The sequence below is a fragment of the Vibrio japonicus genome, assembly GCF_024582835.1.
GTDB classification, from domain to species: domain Bacteria; phylum Pseudomonadota; class Gammaproteobacteria; order Enterobacterales; family Vibrionaceae; genus Vibrio; species Vibrio japonicus.
On record NZ_CP102096.1, the window covers coordinates 982,561 to 1,001,049 of the forward strand.

19 protein-coding genes and 1 other RNA gene are annotated in these 18,489 nt (G+C 45.4%); 13 read left to right on the forward strand and 7 right to left on the reverse strand.

All coding sequences use genetic code 11. The annotated features are described in order from the left end of the window. The first annotated feature begins 6 nt into the window (after positions 1 to 6). The 7 genes from NP165_RS04755 (at position 7) to NP165_RS04785 (ending at position 7,467) form a co-directional block, all read left to right on the forward strand. Entirely contained in the window at positions 7 to 1,314 is a 1,308-nt protein-coding gene (locus NP165_RS04755) for an isochorismate synthase (RefSeq protein WP_257085170.1), read from the forward strand. Beyond that, the gene (menD, locus tag NP165_RS04760) at positions 1,315 to 3,048 is read left to right on the forward strand and encodes a 2-succinyl-5-enolpyruvyl-6-hydroxy-3-cyclohexene-1-carboxylic-acid synthase (protein WP_257085171.1); all 1,734 of its coding nucleotides are present in this window, start codon (positions 1,315 to 1,317) and stop codon (positions 3,046 to 3,048) included. Next, the gene (gene menH / locus NP165_RS04765) at positions 3,029 to 3,817 is read left to right on the forward strand and encodes a 2-succinyl-6-hydroxy-2,4-cyclohexadiene-1-carboxylate synthase (protein ID WP_257085172.1); all 789 of its coding nucleotides are present in this window, start codon (positions 3,029 to 3,031) and stop codon (positions 3,815 to 3,817) included. Before menD ends, menH begins: the two co-directional genes overlap by 20 nt. A gap of 37 nt (positions 3,818 to 3,854) precedes the next feature. Beyond that, entirely contained in the window at positions 3,855 to 4,721 is an 867-nt protein-coding gene (menB, locus tag NP165_RS04770) for a 1,4-dihydroxy-2-naphthoyl-CoA synthase (protein ID WP_257085173.1), read from the forward strand. Between the two features lie 121 nt (positions 4,722 to 4,842). Continuing rightward, positions 4,843 to 5,829 carry an o-succinylbenzoate synthase gene (gene menC / locus NP165_RS04775; protein ID WP_257085174.1) on the forward strand — a complete coding sequence of 329 codons (987 nt, stop codon included), beginning with the start codon at positions 4,843 to 4,845 and terminating at the stop codon, positions 5,827 to 5,829. Beyond that, positions 5,829 to 7,196 (forward strand): o-succinylbenzoate--CoA ligase, encoded by a 1,368-nt coding sequence (gene menE, locus NP165_RS04780; protein WP_257085175.1) that lies wholly within the window; start codon positions 5,829 to 5,831, stop codon positions 7,194 to 7,196. Before menC ends, menE begins: the two co-directional genes overlap by 1 nt. A gap of 97 nt (positions 7,197 to 7,293) precedes the next feature. Further along, positions 7,294 to 7,467: a hypothetical protein gene (locus NP165_RS04785; RefSeq protein ID WP_257085176.1), complete on the forward strand. Its 174-nt coding sequence runs from the start codon at positions 7,294 to 7,296 to the stop codon at positions 7,465 to 7,467. Here NP165_RS04785 and NP165_RS04790 read toward each other — a convergent pair. The 3 genes from NP165_RS04790 to NP165_RS04800 form a co-directional block, all read right to left on the reverse strand. Further along, positions 7,464 to 8,387, reverse strand: coding sequence for a YeiH family protein (locus NP165_RS04790; protein WP_257085177.1), 924 nt, complete (start codon positions 8,385 to 8,387; stop codon positions 7,464 to 7,466). The two genes, NP165_RS04785 and NP165_RS04790, sit on opposite strands and share 4 nt — an antisense overlap. 119 nt (positions 8,388 to 8,506) lie before the next feature. After that, the gene (locus NP165_RS04795) at positions 8,507 to 10,378 is read right to left on the reverse strand and encodes an MFS transporter (protein WP_257085178.1); all 1,872 of its coding nucleotides are present in this window, start codon (positions 10,376 to 10,378) and stop codon (positions 8,507 to 8,509) included. A gap of 6 nt (positions 10,379 to 10,384) precedes the next feature. Next, positions 10,385 to 10,996 carry a TetR/AcrR family transcriptional regulator gene (locus tag NP165_RS04800; protein ID WP_257085179.1) on the reverse strand — a complete coding sequence of 204 codons (612 nt, stop codon included), beginning with the start codon at positions 10,994 to 10,996 and terminating at the stop codon, positions 10,385 to 10,387. Between the two features lie 192 nt (positions 10,997 to 11,188). Here NP165_RS04800 and NP165_RS04805 point away from each other — a divergent pair, with 192 nt between their 5' ends. After that, positions 11,189 to 12,064 (forward strand): Tim44 domain-containing protein, encoded by an 876-nt coding sequence (locus tag NP165_RS04805; protein WP_257085180.1) that lies wholly within the window; start codon positions 11,189 to 11,191, stop codon positions 12,062 to 12,064. A 114-nt stretch (positions 12,065 to 12,178) separates the two neighbouring features. Continuing rightward, positions 12,179 to 12,499 (forward strand): DUF1244 domain-containing protein, encoded by a 321-nt coding sequence (locus tag NP165_RS04810; protein WP_257085181.1) that lies wholly within the window; start codon positions 12,179 to 12,181, stop codon positions 12,497 to 12,499. A 98-nt stretch (positions 12,500 to 12,597) separates the two neighbouring features. Here the strand turns inward: NP165_RS04810 and NP165_RS04815 are convergent, their stop codons facing one another. Then, positions 12,598 to 13,665 (reverse strand): PLP-dependent cysteine synthase family protein, encoded by a 1,068-nt coding sequence (locus tag NP165_RS04815; RefSeq protein WP_257085182.1) that lies wholly within the window; start codon positions 13,663 to 13,665, stop codon positions 12,598 to 12,600. 120 nt (positions 13,666 to 13,785) lie between these two features. Between NP165_RS04815 and NP165_RS04820 the strand changes: the two genes are divergently transcribed. Further along, positions 13,786 to 14,259 carry an Lrp/AsnC family transcriptional regulator gene (locus NP165_RS04820; RefSeq protein WP_257085183.1) on the forward strand — a complete coding sequence of 158 codons (474 nt, stop codon included), beginning with the start codon at positions 13,786 to 13,788 and terminating at the stop codon, positions 14,257 to 14,259. 22 nt (positions 14,260 to 14,281) lie between these two features. Here NP165_RS04820 and tesB read toward each other — a convergent pair whose 3' ends face one another. Then, a complete protein-coding gene (gene tesB / locus NP165_RS04825; protein WP_257085184.1) occupies positions 14,282 to 15,142 on the reverse strand; it encodes an acyl-CoA thioesterase II in 861 nt (286 codons plus the stop codon). Between the two features lie 194 nt (positions 15,143 to 15,336). On the opposite strand from tesB, the gene NP165_RS04830 reads away from it, so the two are divergent. Next, positions 15,337 to 15,765: a YbaY family lipoprotein gene (locus tag NP165_RS04830; RefSeq protein WP_257085185.1), complete on the forward strand. Its 429-nt coding sequence runs from the start codon at positions 15,337 to 15,339 to the stop codon at positions 15,763 to 15,765. Between the two features lie 28 nt (positions 15,766 to 15,793). Here the strand turns inward: NP165_RS04830 and NP165_RS04835 are convergent, their stop codons facing one another. Beyond that, entirely contained in the window at positions 15,794 to 16,096 is a 303-nt protein-coding gene (locus NP165_RS04835) for a DNA base-flipping protein (protein WP_257085186.1), read from the reverse strand. A gap of 50 nt (positions 16,097 to 16,146) precedes the next feature. Here NP165_RS04835 and NP165_RS04840 point away from each other — a divergent pair, with 50 nt between their 5' ends. Together NP165_RS04840 and ffs are read left to right on the forward strand one after the other, a co-directional pair. Then, positions 16,147 to 16,887 carry a VP0952 family biofilm-associated protein gene (locus NP165_RS04840; protein WP_257085187.1) on the forward strand — a complete coding sequence of 247 codons (741 nt, stop codon included), beginning with the start codon at positions 16,147 to 16,149 and terminating at the stop codon, positions 16,885 to 16,887. Between the two features lie 187 nt (positions 16,888 to 17,074). Further along, positions 17,075 to 17,171, forward strand: an RNA gene (gene ffs / locus NP165_RS04845) — signal recognition particle sRNA small type. A gap of 184 nt (positions 17,172 to 17,355) precedes the next feature. Here the strand turns inward: ffs and NP165_RS04850 are convergent. Continuing rightward, on the reverse strand, positions 17,356 to 18,261 hold the full coding sequence (locus tag NP165_RS04850; RefSeq protein ID WP_306439753.1) for a LysR family transcriptional regulator: 906 nt from the start codon (positions 18,259 to 18,261) through the stop codon (positions 17,356 to 17,358). Between the last annotated feature and the right edge of the window lie 228 nt (positions 18,262 to 18,489).

Below are 18,489 nucleotides of genomic sequence, written 5' to 3' on the forward strand. Positions count from 1 at the left end.
GCTGATTTGTCATACTTTCATCAAGCCGTTAGTGAGCTAATTGAACGCGTCAAGGCTGTAGAAGACGGAGTTACCCGTTTGGTTCAAATTCTTGAGGAAAAACCTGACTTTGCATTCATCGATTGGCTAGAAGCTCAGCCACTATTCCCTAAGTTTTATTGGCAGTCTCGTGACACACGTGAAGAAGTGGTCGCACTTGGGCAGCTACATACCTTTGTTGACCCGGCGCCAGCGTATGCGATTCTTTCTGGCGAGCAACGCATTTGGGGCGGGCGCTCTTTTGATGGTCATACCGACAAAAATCGTCGCTGTATGTCGTCGCTCTTCTTTCTACCGCAAATTGAATTGATTCGTTGTGACGAACAGTTATCTCTGGCAGTGAATCTAACCGCCGAGAAACACCGCACACTGGCCGCGCTTTATAAATTGCAGTTTGAAGTCAGTTTACTGCCACCTGTCTCTGCCCATGTTGAGCATATCGAACATACACCGTGCAAACAGCAATGGGCTGAGTTAGTCGAGAAAGTGCTCACTGGTATTGAAAACGATGAGTTTAAGAAAGTGGTGCTGGCGCGAAAAACATCAGTCATGCTGGATGAGTCGTTGTGTGCCTCTCAGTTTTTAAAAGCGAGTTACTTGAAGAATCACCATAGTTTCCACTTTATGTTGTCTCTTGATAAACGCCACAGTTTTATCGGCTCAACACCAGAACGATTGTATGCACGCCAAGGGCAAGATCTCTATACCGAAGCGCTTGCAGGCACGATTGGTCGTGGCAAAAATGCCAGCCACGATATGGAGTTGGCAAATTGGTTAGCTAACGACAGCAAAAACCTGAATGAAAACCAATATGTGGTTGATGACATCATTGAGCGTTTGACGCCACATTCAGAACAAGTGAGTGTGGAAGAGGAAGCGCGATTGGTACGCCTGCGCAAAGTGCAGCACCTTAAACGCAGCATTCATGCGAACCTTAAGCAAGGCATTAATGGCGTCCAGCTGTTGAGCGCTTTGCAACCAACGGCGGCAGTGGCAGGTTTACCACGTAAAGAGTCGATGGAATTTATTCAGCAGCATGAGCCTTTTGCCCGCGGTTGGTATGCAGGTTCAATGGGCTTTATTAGCCATCAGCGAGCAGAGTTCTGTGTTGCGATTCGCAGTGCTTTGGTTTTGGGCGATGAAGTTCAGCTGTTTGCTGGTGCAGGCATTGTACCGGGTTCTGTGGCAGAGCATGAATGGCAAGAGCTTGATAAGAAAATGTCGACCTTGTTGTCTCTGATTTCTGATCACGCGCCACTTGGAGTCGCGTCATAAATGAGTACCAATCCAAATTCACAGGCAGTCATCAATCGTATTTGGTGCCAAACGATTTTAGAAGAATTAACCCGTTTTGGTGTTACGGATATCTGTGTGGCACCGGGTTCACGCTCGACACCACTGACACTTGAAGCAGACGAAAACAGCAAACTGACCCTACATACCCATTTTGACGAGCGTGGTTTAGGTTTTCTGGCGCTTGGTCTGGCCAAAGCCTCAAAGCGACCAGTTGCGATTGTTGTCACCTCTGGTACTGCGGTCGCGAACTTATTACCTGCGATCGCTGAAGCAAAACTGACTGGAGAAAAGCTGGTGGTGCTTACCGCTGATCGCCCGGTTGAGCTTATCGCTTGCGGCGCGAATCAAGCGATCAACCAGTCCGGCATTTATTCTTCTCATGTGTCAGCCACGCTAGAACTACCGAGCCCTTCGCTCAATATACCCCTGAAGTGGCTGCTCTCCTCTATCGATCAAATCATGTTCGAACAGGCGCAAAAGGGCAGTGCCATTCATATTAATTGCCCGTTTCCTGAGCCTTTATATAGCGATGAACCTAAATCGAATCATCAAGACTATATCGATGGTGTGCAGAGCTGGTGGCAGTGTTCGAAAACCTTTACGCGTAAGGTATCAGCGCAAGCAGAACCTAACTTTCAAGTGGCTGATTTTGTATGCAAAAAAGGCGTGATTATCCTTGGTAGTGTCACGCTGGATGAGGCGAACAAAGCCAAGCAGCTGTCGGAAAAACTGGGCTGGCCAATACTGTGTGATCCTCAATCAGGACAAACCTCAGCGTGGGCAAATTATGACCTTTGGTTACAGAATGCCGATAAAGCGGAAATGTTTAACCAATGCGAGCTGATCATTCAGCTTGGATCGCGAATTGTTTCTAAGCGTTTGAATCAATGGCTACGTCAGCAAGTCGAACTTCGCAATGCTGAGTATCATTACGTCTCGCCAAGCTTTGATCGCAACAATCAAACGCATTTAATGCAAACTCACCATGTTTGCGACATCTCTTCTTGGTTAGAAGCCTTCAGGACAGCCATTCCTGTCTTAGTTGAGCAACAATCAAACTGGGCCGATGGCGTGGTTCCGTTTGCGACACAGTTGGCGGAGTTAGCCGCACTGCATTTATCAACCGATACCAAATTGACGGAAATCGCGCTGGCGTTATCGGTCAATCAACTACCGAGAGAATCGCAAATCTTTCTGGGCAACAGTTTGTTTGTTCGCTTAGTGGATATGTTTAGTCGAGTGGATGGACACCAAGTCTATAGCAACCGAGGTGCATCTGGGATAGACGGTCTGATTGCGACCGCATCGGGCGTTTTACGTGCGAATTCATTACCGATGGTGATTTATATCGGTGATACGTCACTGCTTTACGATTTAAACTCTTTGGCACTATTGAGTAATGCGACAACCCCGGTCGTTATCGTCGTAACCAACAATGATGGTGGTGCGATATTTGATCTTCTGCCCGTACCAGAGAAGCAAAAGCAAGCTCTCTATCAAATGCCTCACGGGTTTGAATTCGAGTTCGCCGCTAGGCAATTTAATCTTGCTTACGCTAAGCCTGAAACACTGGATGACTACCAGAGCTTACTCACAGAGCATCTTAACTTTGGCAGAGGGGCGTTATTGGTTGAAGTACAGACGCCACCTGAGCAAGCCTCTCAACAACTGAAAGAATTTATCCAACAAGTTTATGCTGTACAGTCGAATTAGTTCCAATTTACATGAAACCTCGGGTCCGGTGATTGTGTTTCTTCATGGTTTACTGGGATCAGGAGAAGACTGGCAACCCGCATTAGGGCATTTGAATGAGTGGCCAACGATCACCGTCGATCTACCGGGGCATGGCCTGAGTGCGTTGGAATCATGTAACAGCTTTAGAGATTGTTGCAATCAAATATCTGACGCACTCCTTACCCAGATCGCTTCTCATCGCCCTATAGTATTAGTCGGTTATTCCCTTGGTGCTCGTATTGCAATGACTGGTGTAGCACACCACTACTTTTCTTCACTCAATATTCAACAATTGATTGTTGAGGGGGGGAACTTTGGTTTGCAATCTGAAGAGGATAAACAGATCCGCCTGAAAAATGATTCACACTGGGCGGATAGATTCAACAATGATCCAATTGGACAGGTTTTGAACGATTGGTATCAGCAACCGATATTTAGCTCACTAAAGCATGAGCAAAGACAAGAACTGGTCACTAAACGCAGTGTTAATCTTGGCTCTGCGGTGGCGAATATGTTGATGGCAACATCGCTCGCTAAACAAGAATATTTACTCGACTCGATAAAAGAGGCGGACGTTAAAACGCACTATATTTTTGGCGAAGACGACGACAAATTTAGCCAGTTGGCGAAACAAAGTAGTTTGTCTTTTAGCTCTGTGGCGCAAGCCGGACATAATGCTCATTGGGAGCAACCAGCGGCATTCGCAAAGATTATTTACACTCAAATCCAAACTCACCTAACGGTTTAGTTAAGTGAGTGAGCTAGGGAAAGAAACAGGAATCACCATGTCAAAAACAGTTGGTATCTCAGAAGAAGAACTCTACGCACCCGTTTACTGGAACGACTGCACCGGTGAATATGAAGATATTCAATATCATAAATCAGAAGATGGCATTGCGAAGATCACCATTGCTCGCCCTCAAGTACACAATGCTTTTCGTCCTCAAACCGTCAAAGAGATGATTAACGCACTCGCTGATGCTCGTTATGACGAAGGTGTTGGCGTTATCATTCTGACAGGTTTAGGTGAAAAAGCGTTCTGTTCTGGTGGTGACCAAAAGATTCGTGGTGATTACGGCGGCTACCAAGACGAATCGGGTACTCATCACCTAAACGTGCTGGATTTTCAACGCCAGATTCGTACTTGTCCAAAGCCAGTGATCGCATCGGTAGCGGGTTGGGCAGTCGGTGGTGGTCACGTTCTACACATGATGTGTGACTTAACGATTGCCGCAGAGAATGCACAGTTTGGTCAAACAGGCCCGAAAGTAGGCTCATTTGATGGTGGCTGGGGTGCTTCTTACATGGCGCGTATTGTTGGTCAGAAGAAAGCACGCGAAATTTGGTTCCTATGCCGTTTCTACGATGCACAAGAAGCATTAGACATGGGGCTGGTGAATACCGTTGTTCCTGTCGAAGATCTAGAGAAAGAAACCGTGCGTTGGTGCCGAGAAACCCTACAGCATAGCCCAATGGCGCTACGTTGTTTGAAAGCTGCTCTAAACGCCGACTGTGATGGTCAGGCTGGCTTGCAAGAGCTTGCGGGTAACGCGACCATGATGTTCTACATGACCGAAGAAGGTCAGGAAGGGCGTAACGCTTTTAACGAGAAGCGTCGTCCGGACTTTAACAAGTTCCCTCGTAACCCATAACGCGTTTTATCTGTGGATTAACGATAGCTCCGGTCATGGGGCTATCGGAATTAAATTCTGTAGACATTCCGTAAACATAAAAACCGCTAATTTTATCGAGATAACAAAAGGGAATATTGGTATGAGATCTGCCAAACTGTATCGCTATGAATTGCCGATGGACAGTGGCGTGATACTGCGTGAACAAAGGCTGACGGTACGTGAAGGGTTTATTGTTGAATTAGTGCAGGACGGCCAATTAGGTAGAGGCGAAGTGGCTCCGCTGCCGGGTTTCAGCCTAGAATCGATGGATGAGGCATACTCCCAACTTGTTGAACAATTGGCCCTTTGGCAGCAGGGAAAAGAGCTCCATCTAGATGAGTTACACCCATCGGTTGCGTTCGGTATTTCAATGGCGCAATTAGAACTGGATAAGATTTTACCTGAAGAGGGATGTTATCAGGCTGCGCCACTTTGTACTGGTGATCCAGATGAGCTGCTGCCTAAGCTAAATGCCATGCAGGGTGACAAGGTAGCAAAGATCAAAGTGGGTCTGTATGAGCCGATTCGTGATGGCATGCTGGTGAACTTGTTTTTAGAGTCCATTCCTGATCTTTCACTACGTTTAGATGCAAACCGCGCTTGGACGGCTGAAAAAGCGCAGCAGTTTGCAAACAAAATTGCGCCGTCTCTTCGTCAGCGGATCGCGTTTATCGAAGAGCCTTGCCAATCGCCAGGTGATAGTTTCTCGTTTGCGATTAACACTGGTATTGCCATTGCGTGGGATGAAACGCTTCAGCATGCGATTAAGGAAGAGAGCTTTGCGCTTCAGGATCTAAACGGCGCAAAGGCCATCATCATTAAACCGACGGTGATTGGTTCGGTTGAACGCTGTATTGGTTTGATAGAAAAAGCCAAAACTTTGGGTATCAAAGCGATCATTAGCTCAAGTATTGAATCCAGCTTAGGCCTTACTCAGTTAGCTAGACTGGCGCAGTGGCAATTGCCGGAAGAAGTGCCGGGTTTAGACACAATAGGTTTGTTTGCCCAGCAGCTTGAAGTCGCATGGCCAGGTTGTGAATTGCCAGTTTCGTCTTTGTCTGAACAAGCGCTTATTTGGCAGTGCTGATGACAGAGCAAAACTCATTACCTAATAAATGGGCTCAGCAGAGCCCATCTTTGTTAGCGTTATCCACACCTGAGGCAGATTACACTTGGCGTCAGCTCAAAGAAAAAATCGATAGGGTAGTCGCTTCTTTAATAGCGCAAGGCATACAAAAAAATGATGTGCTGACTTGTGTTGGTAAAAATAGCCCAGAACTGCTGTTTACCTATCTTGCTTGTTTAGAAATTGGCGCAATATGCGCACTCACAATGCCGCAAACGGAACGCGAGTTAAAACTCAAGCTGGATGCGCTTTACGCCGACCCCAATGATCGCAAACTCTGGTTGGCTCAATCTTATGAATCACTTAATACTTATGTGACGATAAACGATTCTGACGCCCACTCAAGCATCTCAAAGCATGACTATGATGAAAGTAACCTCGCATCCATTATTTTCACTTCTGGTTCAATGGGCGCACCAAAGGCGGTGGCTCATACCTCTAAGCAGCATTTAGCATCAGCATCGGGTCTGTTACAGCAATTTCATTTCAAACAGGGCGACACATGGTTACTTAGCTTGCCGATGTACCATGTGTCAGGGTTATCGATCATTTATCGTTGGTTATACGCAGGGGCAACGCTGAAAATCGGCACTGGAAACCTGCTTGATGACATCAACGGCGTATCTCATGCCTCGTTAGTGGCGACTCAGTTAAAGCGATTAATAGAATGTGATCAGCCACTTGCATTAACTCATGTGCTTCTTGGTGGTAGTCATATTCCCCTCGAACTCAGCCAGAGGGCTGCCGAACAAGGTATCGAAACATGGTTAGGCTACGGCATGACGGAAGCGGCTTCGACAGTGACTGCCAAACCAATCGACCAGCATTACAGCGCAGGTAAAGTATTACCTAATCGACAAGTGATGTTAAAAGGGCAGCGTATTTACATCGGCGGTGAGACGCTGGCGTCTGGTTATTACTGTAAAGGGACTTTGATGCCATTGCGTGAAGGCGGCTGGTTTGACAGTAAAGACTTAGGTGAATGGGTTGAGGGCGAGTTGAAGATTATCGGTAGAGCAGACAACTTGTTTATTTCCGGAGGGGAGAACATCCATTGCGAGGAGATCGAAGCGGAATTGAATAAGCACCCAGAGATCATTCAGTCTGTCGTTGTTCCCATTGCGGATGTAGAGTTTGGTCATAGACCCGTTGCAGTTATCCAAACTCGCATAGATTTAACGCAGTCTGAAATCGAGTCAACACTCGGAGGACTGACTCGCTTCAAATGGCCAGACGCATACTATTCAATGCCAGAGGCGTTACTTGCTGATGGCATTAAAGTGCCAAGAAGCCGAGTTAAGCAGTGGCTCGAAACAAAACTTAGTTAATTTCGCGATTTCATAGTCCAAAAGATAATTTAGTCGTCTTATAACTCTATCTCATAATAGTTGTGTTCTAGTATGGATATAGATATAAGACGCAGCAATGAAAGTGATACTGATTTTAGCCATTGTGCTTCAAGTGATTGTAGCAACGCAGAGCGACGGGTTAACACGATCGCTAGCAGAGTTGTCAGCGTTTGTTTTGGTACTCGGCTTGGTGTTCAGCATAAAGAAAACGCGACACAAAAAGGTCACGTTTAAACCAGACGATATTTAGCGTAACGTTAGCCACGCAAGGGATAGCGTAGAAATAAGTACCCACAACGTAATACCGAATAGTAGAGGCTTTGGTCCGGAAGCTTTGAGTTTCTCGACTGAAATACTGCAGCCAATCAAGAATAAGCACACCACAAGCGCTCTCTTCGCCACCTCAAAAATACTCTGATACACCACTTCAAATTGTGGCAGTAGGTCACTAAACGCGATCGCTGTGCAATAAAACAAGATAAAGTATGGAATGGTGACTTTCTTGGAATCATTGCGAAACAAAAAAGCACTAAATAGAGCGACCGGGATAATCCATAGAGCGCGAGCGAGTTTAAGTGTCGTCGCCGTTGTTAATGCTTCTTCGCCGTAAGCAGAGGCCGCGCCTACGACTGATGATGTATCGTGGATGGCGATTGCCGCCCAAGTACCAAACGTATGCTGATCCAAGTTGAGAGCGTGCCCAATCACCGGGAAAACAAATAGCGCGACGGAGTTCAGCACAAAGACCGTCGCCAACGACAGACCAATTTGCTCATCGTTAGCTTTGATAGCAGGCGATACTGCAGCGATGGCACTACCGCCACAAATCGCCGTCCCCGCAGAAATTAAGTAGCTCGTTTCTTTATTTAAACCAATCGCTTTCGCAATAAACCAACCGATGAGTAAAGTACCAAAAATGGTGGTGACGATGATGCCGATCCCATCGGATGTAACGGAAAGTGCTTGTTCAAACTGAATACCAAACCCCAAGCCAACAATCGAGTAAGCGAGCAGTTTTTTGGTAAATTTAGCTAGGTTGAGTTGTGCAGGTACAACACCTAACGACGCCAGCAAAAAACCAATGACTAGCGCGGTGGGTGAAGAGATAAACGGGAACAAACAAATGACTAAGGCAAGCCAAAAAGGAGATTGCTTTTTAAAACTATTCATTGCTCAAAACAGACTCAAACCGAAAGAAGCCCTAGTTTAAGTGACTTCTTTCGGTAAAGATAATTGAATGATTTGAACACCTGTTCATTAAATTTGAACAAGGTGGTGGGCATGAGTGGTTAGCGCCAATCCCCACGTAGAGCAGAGACTTTTTCGTGCATTAAGGTGGTTGTTGCTAGCTTCGGAGGTACAGGTTCACCCGCTTCTATTTCTAACCTAGACCAGAAACGCGATGGCAACCCCTTACACGCTTTACCTTTGTAGCGGCTAAAGTAGCTGCCCCACAAGCCTTTTAACGCGACGGGGATGACAGGTACAGGGCTGCGTTTTAGGATGATATCCATCCCACGCATGAACTCATTCATTTCACCATCGGTTGTTAGCCTTCCTTCAGGGAAGATACAAACGATGTGACCGTCTGCTAATGCTTGTTCAACCTCGCTGAACGCACGGCGGATTGAGCTACGATTTGACCCACAAATTGGGATCACACCAGCTCGCTTCAAAAAGCGTCGTAAAACAGGCAGATTGGCGTACTCTTCTTCCATGACAAAACGAATAAGCCTTGGACATACCGCACTAAGCAGTAGCGCATCCATATAACTAACATGGTTACAGACAATCAGCGCGCCGCTTTTTTGTGGCAAGTGATGCAAGTTCTTGTGTGTGACTCGGTACATGGTATGAGTCAGCACCCAGACCAAAAATCGCACCACAAAAACGGGTCGCTGCATGAAGAGATACACAGCAACCATCAAATTCATGACAGCAAGCAGCATAAACAGCTGAGGAATACTCATTTCAATCACAGTCAGGCAAATAATGCCGAGCACCGCGCTACCAACCATAAAGAGCGAGTTGTAGATATTTAACGCCGCGATGACTTGCGCTCGTTCCGTGGGTTTTGCGCGTTGCTGCATTAAAGCGTACAACGGAACGATAAAGATACCACCGGATGCGCCAAGCAATAGCAGGTAGGCAAATACCGACCATAACGGCTGATAAGCAACAAACTCGGCAAACGTTTCAAATTCTGGCAGCGATTCAGGGACAGAACTTGCCATTAGCCAGCCAAACAAGGTAATTCCTAGGCTGCCAATGGGTACAATTCCGACTTCAATTCTATGGTTAGACAGTTTGTCACATGCTAACGAACCAATAGCAATACCCACCGAAAACAGGGCTAACAAGAAAGAAACCGCACTTTCACTCCCGTTTAGATAAATCTTGGTGAAATTAGGAAATTGGGTGAGATATGCAGCACCCAAAAACCAAAACCAACTGATTGCCATGAGTGACTGGAACGTTGTTTTGTCGGCTTTGGCAATCGCAATGGTGTGTTTGGTTTGCTTAACGGGTTGCCAGCGAAATGCAAGATTAGGGGCACACGCCGGAGCTTCAGGAATTGAGCGACTCGCGATATAACCAAACAACGCGAACAGAACGACGGAACCAGCCGCCCAATACTTAGCACTCTCTGCCGATGCAATAACACCTGCGCCTAATGTACCGAGCAAAATAGCAAGGAAAGTACCTGTCTCAACAAGCGCGTTGCCGGGAACCAGTTCGTCTTGTTTCAGCTGCTGAGGAAGAAGCGCATATTTAACAGGACCAAAGAATGCGGACTGAGTACCCATCAGAAAAAGCAGCAGCAGTAGAATTAAGTAGCTCTCGGTGATAAAACCGATCGCCCCTAAACACATGATGCCAATTTCGGCCAACTTTACTTTGCGGATAAACCACGACTTTTCGTACTTATCCGCTAAAACACCCGCTGAGGCTGAGAAAAGGAAGAAAGGCAGAATGAATAGGCCAGCAGCAAGGTTGATAAAAAGGTTGCTTGAGATGGGTAGGACGCCTACGCCAGCAAAAGCCACAAACAGCAATAAAACGTTTTTGAATATGTTGTCGTTAAATGCACCAAAAAACTGTGTAATGAAGTAGGGCAGGAATCGCTTCTGCCCTAAAAGAGATGTCTGACTGTTCGGCATGTTTACCTAGGTTCCTTCAGGATTTGACTTCCAGTTGGTGAGATAGTTGGCCAGTAAGTTGTCAATAAGTTGCTTACCATCAATAGGCAATGAAGCGAAGAACTTATCATCAACACTGAGAAGAGTAATACCGTGAACACCAGACCAAAGCACTCGACTCGCTTCTAGCACTTCTTCATCGCTTCTTTCTGGTGCAAGAACTTTTAGAAGATACTCGAGCATGCCAGTCATATTACTAATACGCTCGGCTTGCCATTCGGGAAGAGGCTCACCATTCATGTTGTGCTCAAAAATTAATTGCCAACGGTAAGGGTTCTTGTGTGCAAAGTCGTGATAACAGTAGGCGAGTTTATACAAAGCCGTTTCTGGGTCATCGTTCTCGCATACTGAGGATCGTGCTTCACTTGAAAGTTCATCCAAGGTTTGAGCCACAGCATGAAGTAGCAGTAAATTGTAATTCCCAAACACGTTAACCAGTGTACTGGGCACGTAACCGATCATATTCGCGATTTTTCGCAAACTGAGTTCGTGGTATGAATTTTCACTTAGAAACTCCCTTACTGTATTTAAGGTAAGTTCGATAAGTTCTTCTCTTGTATGATCGTTTCGTCTGGCCATGGTTAAAACTTTTAAATGAACATCGTTCAATATTCTAATAAGTGAAGCCCACTAGCGTCAACTCAGTCAACCTCAATTTGCAATATTCTGATACAAGTGCGAGTGAGTATTTAGTTTGCTTACAGAGCACGAACCATTATTATGAGAGTATAACTAGAATTTCTTATCTCGAAAGAACCCGAAAGGATAAATATGAAACGATTGTTTTCTCTCGTTGCTTTGCTGATGGTTTCTGTTGCTATTACACCAGTAGCTGAAGCGAAAAAGTTTGGTGGCAGTAAGTCTTTAGGTAAAAGCTACAATACTGCTCCAGCTCCAAAGCAACAAACTCAAAATACAAGCACTGTTGGTAAAGATCAGACAACAGCGGCTAAAAGTTCAAGTAAAAAAGGTCTAATGGGCGGCATTCTAGGCGGCTTATTGGCTGGTGGCTTGCTTGCAGCTTTCTTTGGTGGCGCGTTTGAAGGTATCCAGTTTATGGATATTCTGATTATGGGTCTTATTGCTTTCCTTATCTTCAAACTCGTGCGCGGGTTATTAGGTGCTAAGAAGGGCAGTATGAACCAGCATCGCCAACAACCCGCGTTTGGTGGCAATGCACCGAAGTTTGAACAGCCAAACGTTCATAACTTTGAGCAGCCTCAAACTGGTTCACAAGGTGGCTTTGGTTTCAGTGCACAGAGTGATGTACCACACAACTACCCACCGGGCTTTGACCAAGTCGCATTTATCAATGGTTCGCGTGAGCACTACCGAACTCTGCAAGGTGCTTGGAATCACAATCAGCTAGATACGATTGAAGAGTATGTATCTCCAAGCTTGTTTGAAGACCTTAAAGCTGAACGCGCAAAACTAGACGGTGAGCAACACACAGACGTAATGTATGTTGACGCGGAAATTGTTCGCGCTGATTACGATGCAACTAAAGCTCAGCTTAGCCTGCAGTTCAGTGGTCGTTACCGTGATTCGGTAGAAGGTGTTGAAGAGAATATCGAAGATATCTGGCACTTAGAGCGTGACCTAACTACGCCAAATGCACCTTGGCTGATTGTTGGTATCCAAGGCTAACGACAACAAAATAAAACAAACGCCCGAGCTCAACACTCGGGCGTTTTTTATTGTCTCTACACTGGGATAGTTGTTAGTATTCTTAAAAATAATCAAGATAATAAGGTAAGTAACGTGGCTGAATTTAAGTACAAAGATTTATCTCAGGAAGAACAAGACAAGCTAGATGCAGCGGTTTTTCGCCGTTTACTGACACATTTAGATGACAATAAAGACGTGCAAAACATCGATCTGATGATTTTGGCGGGCTTCTGCCGTAACTGCTTTAGCAAATGGTACAAAGCAGAAGCAGATAACCAAGGTTTGGAATTGGACATTGATGATGCGCGCGAGCGTGTCTATGGCATGACTTACGATGAGTGGAAACAAAACCACCAACCAGCAGCAACCCCAGAGCAGCTTGCTGCGTTCGAAGCGCGTCAAAATAAAAAGTAAAAAACAAATAGTAACGCCACCTACTTTGATAAAGAGGGTGGCGTTTTTATTGGCGTTTCTAGTTGATTAATCTACGTGTTTCTTAATTTACGTATTACTTAATCGATGTGCCCTGTTGCTTCAAACGCTTCGAGTTTAGCCATAAACGGCTGTAGGTCGCCGATATTCTCTTTCACCCATTCTGGGTTGTAATAGGTGTCTAGGTATCGTTCACCGCTATCGCAAAGCAGAGTGACAATTGAGCCTTTTTCGCCTTTTGCTTTCATTTCGCTTGCCAGTTGCAACACACCGTATAGATTGGTTCCTGTTGATGCCCCCACCTTACGACCAAGGACTTTTTCCAGCCAATGCGCAGTCGCAACTGAAGCAGCATCCGGAATTTTACGCATCTCATCAACCACGCCAGGAATAAAGCTTGGTTCCACTCTCGGGCGGCCAATGCCTTCAATTTTACTGCCACATTCGCCAGTTAGATTGACATTACGCGATTGGAAATAATCGAAAAATACCGAGTTATCTGGATCAACGACACACAGTTTGGTGTCGTGCTTTTGGTAGCGAATGAAGCGGCCGATAGTCGCCGATGTGCCGCCAGTGCCTGGGCTCATTACAATCCAAGTTGGGATAGGGTGATCTTCCATCTCCATCTGGCTAAAAATGGAATTGGCAATGTTGTTATTACCACGCCAGTCAGTTGCGCGCTCGGCGTAGGTAAATTGATCCATGTAATGACCGTTTAACTCTTCCGCTAAACGCTTCGATTCTGCATAAATTTGATCTGAGCGTTCAACTAAGTGCGCTTTACCGCCGTAGAACTCGATCTGTTCGATTTTTTTACGCGCTGTGTATTTTGGCATAACCGCGATAAACGGAAGCCCAAGTAAGCGGGCAAAATAAGCCTCTGATACCGCAGTGCTGCCAGAAGAAGATTCGATGATCGGTGTGTTCGGTCCAACCCAACCATTACAAATCGCGTACAGGAATAAAGAACGAGCAAGTCGGTGTTTCAGAGAGCCTGTTGGGTGTGTACTTTCGTCTTTTAAATAGATGTCGATACCATCGACGCTCGGTAGATCGAGTTTAATCAGGTGCGTATCTGCACTGCGTTGATAATCCGCTTCAATCTTACGTACAGCATCATTGATCCAGTTGTGGTCAGTACACATCGGTAGGGAACTCCTTAGAATTAGTATGCTGTTAATGTATCCCTTCATAAAGAGAAAAACTTTGCTATTTATCCTTTGATTTGCTTTATTTAGAGAAAATATTTCTATGAATTGAGAGTTATGGAAATCGAATTAGATAGGACTGACCGGAAAATACTCAATCTATTACAGCAAGATGGAACCCTGTCGCTGAATGATTTGGCAGAGGCGGTTAACCTAACCACAACGCCTTGTTGGAAACGGTTGAAAAAGCTGGAAGAAGCAGGGGTGATAGTGAAGCGTGTTGCACTGCTAAACCCAGAGAAATTGGATTTATCATTCACCGCCTTTGTGATGATAAAGACCAGTGATCACTCTCATGAGTGGTACAGCAAGTTTGTCTCAACGGCTAGCGAGTTTCCTGAAGTGATGGAGTTCTATCGTATGGCGGGAGAGTACGACTACATGATGAAAGTATTAGTGAAAGACATGCCAAGTTTTGACCGCTTCTATAAAAAATTGGTGAACTCTGTAGTGGGCATTTCCAATGTCACATCCACATTCGCGATGGAACCGCTTAAATACACCACGGCATTACCGATTGGCGGAGAGTAACGGCTCCGCCAATCGAAGATGATTACTTGGTAAAGCGCATGACACCTTCTTGAACCGCAGAGGCGACTAGGTGACCTTGGCGGTTGTATATCTCGCCGCGTACCAAGCCGCGAGTATTGCTGGCGGTTGGACTGTCGATAACGTAAAGCAGCCATTCATCCATTTTAAAAGGTCGGTGGAACCAAATAGAATGGTCGATAGTCGCTACTTGGAAGTTTGGTGTCATCAGTGACACGCCATGAGGATGCAGTGCAGTAACCAAAAAACCCCAGTCTGAGGCGTAGCCAAGCAGATATTGGTGGATGAGCTGATTGTCTGGCACTTCTCCATTCGCTTTAATCCACAGGTACTGTTTTGGCTCTTCTTTTTGAGGTTTGAGTGGGTTAACAACAGTAACAGGGCGTATCTCGATTGGCTTTTCGCCGCAGAAAGCACGTTTTAGCTTTTCTGGAAGTTTGTGTTCGATAGTGGCGGCTAGTTCTGACTCTGAAGCAAAATTCTCAGGCCCAGGAACATCGGGCATTGTGTTTTGGTGCTCAAAACCAGGCGCTTCACCATGATACGAAGCGGTCAGATAGAAGATCGGCCTACCATTTTGAACGGCTTTGACACGGCGTGTGCTAAAGCTACGACCATCGCGAAGATTTTCTACATCGTAGATGATCGGTTTCTCAGAGTCACCCGGATATAAGAAGTAGCTATGGAAAGAGTGGACGGTACGATCAGGATCGACGGTATATCTCGCGGCAGAAAGGGCTTGGCCAATGACCTGACCACCATAGACTTGTGGTAAGCCTAGATTTTCACTTTGACCACGAAATAGACCTTCTTCTAATTTTTCTAATTGCAGTAAATCCAGCAATTCGCTCAGTGGCTTACTCATCAACGATCCCCTCTTTAACTGTTATCTAGCTAATTATTCTACGCACTTTAGCGATAATATAAACAAATGTTTAACAACAATGTCATTAAGAAGCGTGCTACGTTAAAAAGCTGTCAACACTTCATACGGTACAATGACATTCAAAAGTCACATCGTTATAATTTCTTTGATTTTAGTGAGTTAAGAGAGGCTTTATGAAAAAGGCACTAGCACTTGTAATGTCAGTGGTATTGGGCGCGGTTTTAATGGGATGTCAGATGTCTGAAGAACAGGCAAAAGAAACGAAGATGGACTCGATCACAGGTAGCGTTTTTTATCGTGAGCGCATTGCACTGCCAGATAACGCGGTTGTCACTGTGAAGCTCCAAGATGTTTCGTTGGCTGATGCTCCAGCGAAGGTCATTGCAGAGCATCGCTTTGAAACCAATGGTGCTCAGGTTCCATTCGACTTTGAGCTTACCTATGACGCCTCAGAAATTGAACCGCGTCATCGCTACAGCGTCAGCGCACGTATTGAGGTGGAAGGAAAGCTTAAGTTTATTACCGATACTTCTTACCCAGTCATTACGGATGAAAACACGACAGACAAAGTCGAGCTGCGCTTAATCTCAGCTGCTCGATAGTTTCGCGTGATATCGAGAATGGCAGCGACTACGGCTGCCATTTGTACTTTCTCAGACTTATCTTTCCTTCAGCAGAGACCTCTATACCTTCAGCCATCAGCTTTTCTTTCTGCCTTTCCAAATCGTTACCTTTCAGCGAAATTTTCCCTTGGCTATTGATCACACGAAACCATGGTAGTTTGGAATCTTTCGGTAAGTTACTCAGTGCTTTTCCAACATGTCGTGCATAACCGGGATAACCCGCGAGTTTTGCGATGTCACCGTAAGTTGCTACTTTTCCTTGCGGAATTTGGTGAATTACAGCAAAGATTTGCGCTAAAAACTGATCCATAATGAATTTGTCCTTGGTGTAAACGTTCCAGGAAGGGATAAGGAGAGGGCATGGTATTTTCTACATTTCAATTCGTTGTGACAACCTTATTAGCAGTCGTATGTGCGCGAGCGATCAGCTTAAGTGAAGGCGACATACCTGTACTTGCTTTGCTTATTCCTGCTTTATGGGTATTACCCCAAGGTGGAATAGTCGGGTTAATTTTAATGGCTGCAATGACAACTTATGGACTCACGTTGCCTTATCAGCCGATTGCATTATCTGTCAGTGTGTGGGTTTTATTCCCACTATTAATGGTTGTCTTTTCAAAGCGTAGCAGCTTAGGTGTGTTACTCACATCCGCATTAATAGTTGTCACGCTACAAGTCGGGATCATGGTGACTCAGGCTGGTGGAAAGTTGGCGGGTGAGCCAGTTGTGACCGTTATTCAGACATTAACTGTGATTGTGATTTGGTGGGCGGCCAATCATTGGAGGCCTTCAAACAAGCATAGTTGGTGGGTATTGGGTCTGATCCTTCCTCTGTGGGTTGCGGATCTCTCGTATGCGGCTCTTGTTGCTCTTTCCGTAACAGGGATTATCGCATCGATGGAAAGTCTGTCTAAGCTCAACACTTTCAAATGGACGAAGTTACTGTGTTGGACGTTACCTACCGTCGGCTTTGCTGCGTTAGTCGTTTCGCCAAGTGTAGACGTCCCAAATCCTGTATTTGTGGTTTGGCTATGTTTGCTGGCTACTGCATGGATGACAGACTACATATTGAGAAGTGCCGAAGAGGGCCAAGATATTTAATTGCTCCTGCAAAGTGTTTTTCTCTTATATGACTGTAAAATATGCAGATTGCGTCTTTTGTGGTTGCTAACTAAGCAGTTAAACCCAAAATGTCATTTTTCTTTGCCAACTCGCTTGAAATACACAATGGGATACCGGATAATCCTCTCACTCCTTAGCGATGCTAAGGAAACAGAATCTATGGAGGCCCTGGTCCTCCCGCAACAATAGCTCGTGAACTCGGTCAGGTCCGGAAGGAAGCAGCCGCAGCGAGTGACTTGTGTGCCGGGATGTGGCTGGGGCTTCCACCCATTTAAAACGCCGCTTTTATTAGCGGCGTTTTGCTATCTAAATTCTTATAAAACAATAAGTTACTTTTCAGTGGTGCAGCTAAGGAAGCAAGTTGGTACTAAATGGTGGTACTAAATATGCGCTATCTTACTCAACGCTCCTCCGGTATCTGGTACCTTATGAGATGAAGTGGGCGACTCACCATCTCTCTCTTTTCTCCTTTAGAAAATCAATGAGTATACGAGTTTTGGTCGGCATATTTTCGCGTGATGGGACATAGAGAAAGAAACCAGTAAATGGAGGGCACCATTCGTCGAGTACTCTGATTAATTTTCCACTATCGATATGCTCTCGAACAGCAAAGTCTATATGCTGTATTAGCCCTATACCGTTTACCGCTGCCCTAATCATCCCTTCATCATCATTGGTGATAAGTTTGCCGTTAGGTTGAACCTCAAAATCTCCGCCATCCGGTTCCGTAAACTCCCAAGAGTACAAAGAGTGGCTTGTTGAGTTTCTAAAGCCTAAACAGTTGTGATTAACGAGCTCAGAGGGTTTGGTCGGGGTGCCATATGTTTCAAAATATTCAGGTGAGCCAACGACCGCCATTTCCAGCATCGGAGTGATAGGGATCGCTACGACATGCTCTGCTAGAGACTCCCCCAATCTTATCCCTGCATCGCACCCATCAGCGATGATATTGGCTAATCCGTCGTCCATAATTAGCTCGATCTTTAACTTCGGGTATCGGGTTAAAAATTCAGATAGGTGGGGTTCTATAATGTACTTTGCCACGACTCTAGAGGTATTAATTCTTAATAGGCCTGTCGGCTCCGCATTGATTTGACCAATGTTTCGCAGTGCATCTTCTATTGACCCAAACGCTGGTTGCAGACTTTCATACAATAGTCTTCCCTCCTCCGTTAGCGACATATCTCTGGTCGTTCTGTAGATCAGCGTGACGCCTAATTTCTGTTCTAAATTTTTTAGGTTTTGAGACAAAGCTGCGCGAGTCACCCTGAACTCTTTCGACACCTTAGTAAAACTTTGTAGCTGCGCAATGCGAACAAACCACAAAAGCGCTGGAAGTAATGATGGCTCCATACTTATCACTCTATTGTTAAGTGTTTCTTAATTCTGTAGTCATCATTATGCTCTCGATGAATTCAAATCACAAATGTATAGTTAACTCAGTTTCCGGTGACCGAACTCCTTAGATGATTCGCTAATCGGACTGAAATGGCTGAGGTGGTTTACAAAATAATGGCAATACCATTTACCTGTAAATTTCATCTTAAACAGAGCGTTAATGAGGAGTTTATTGTGAAAAGT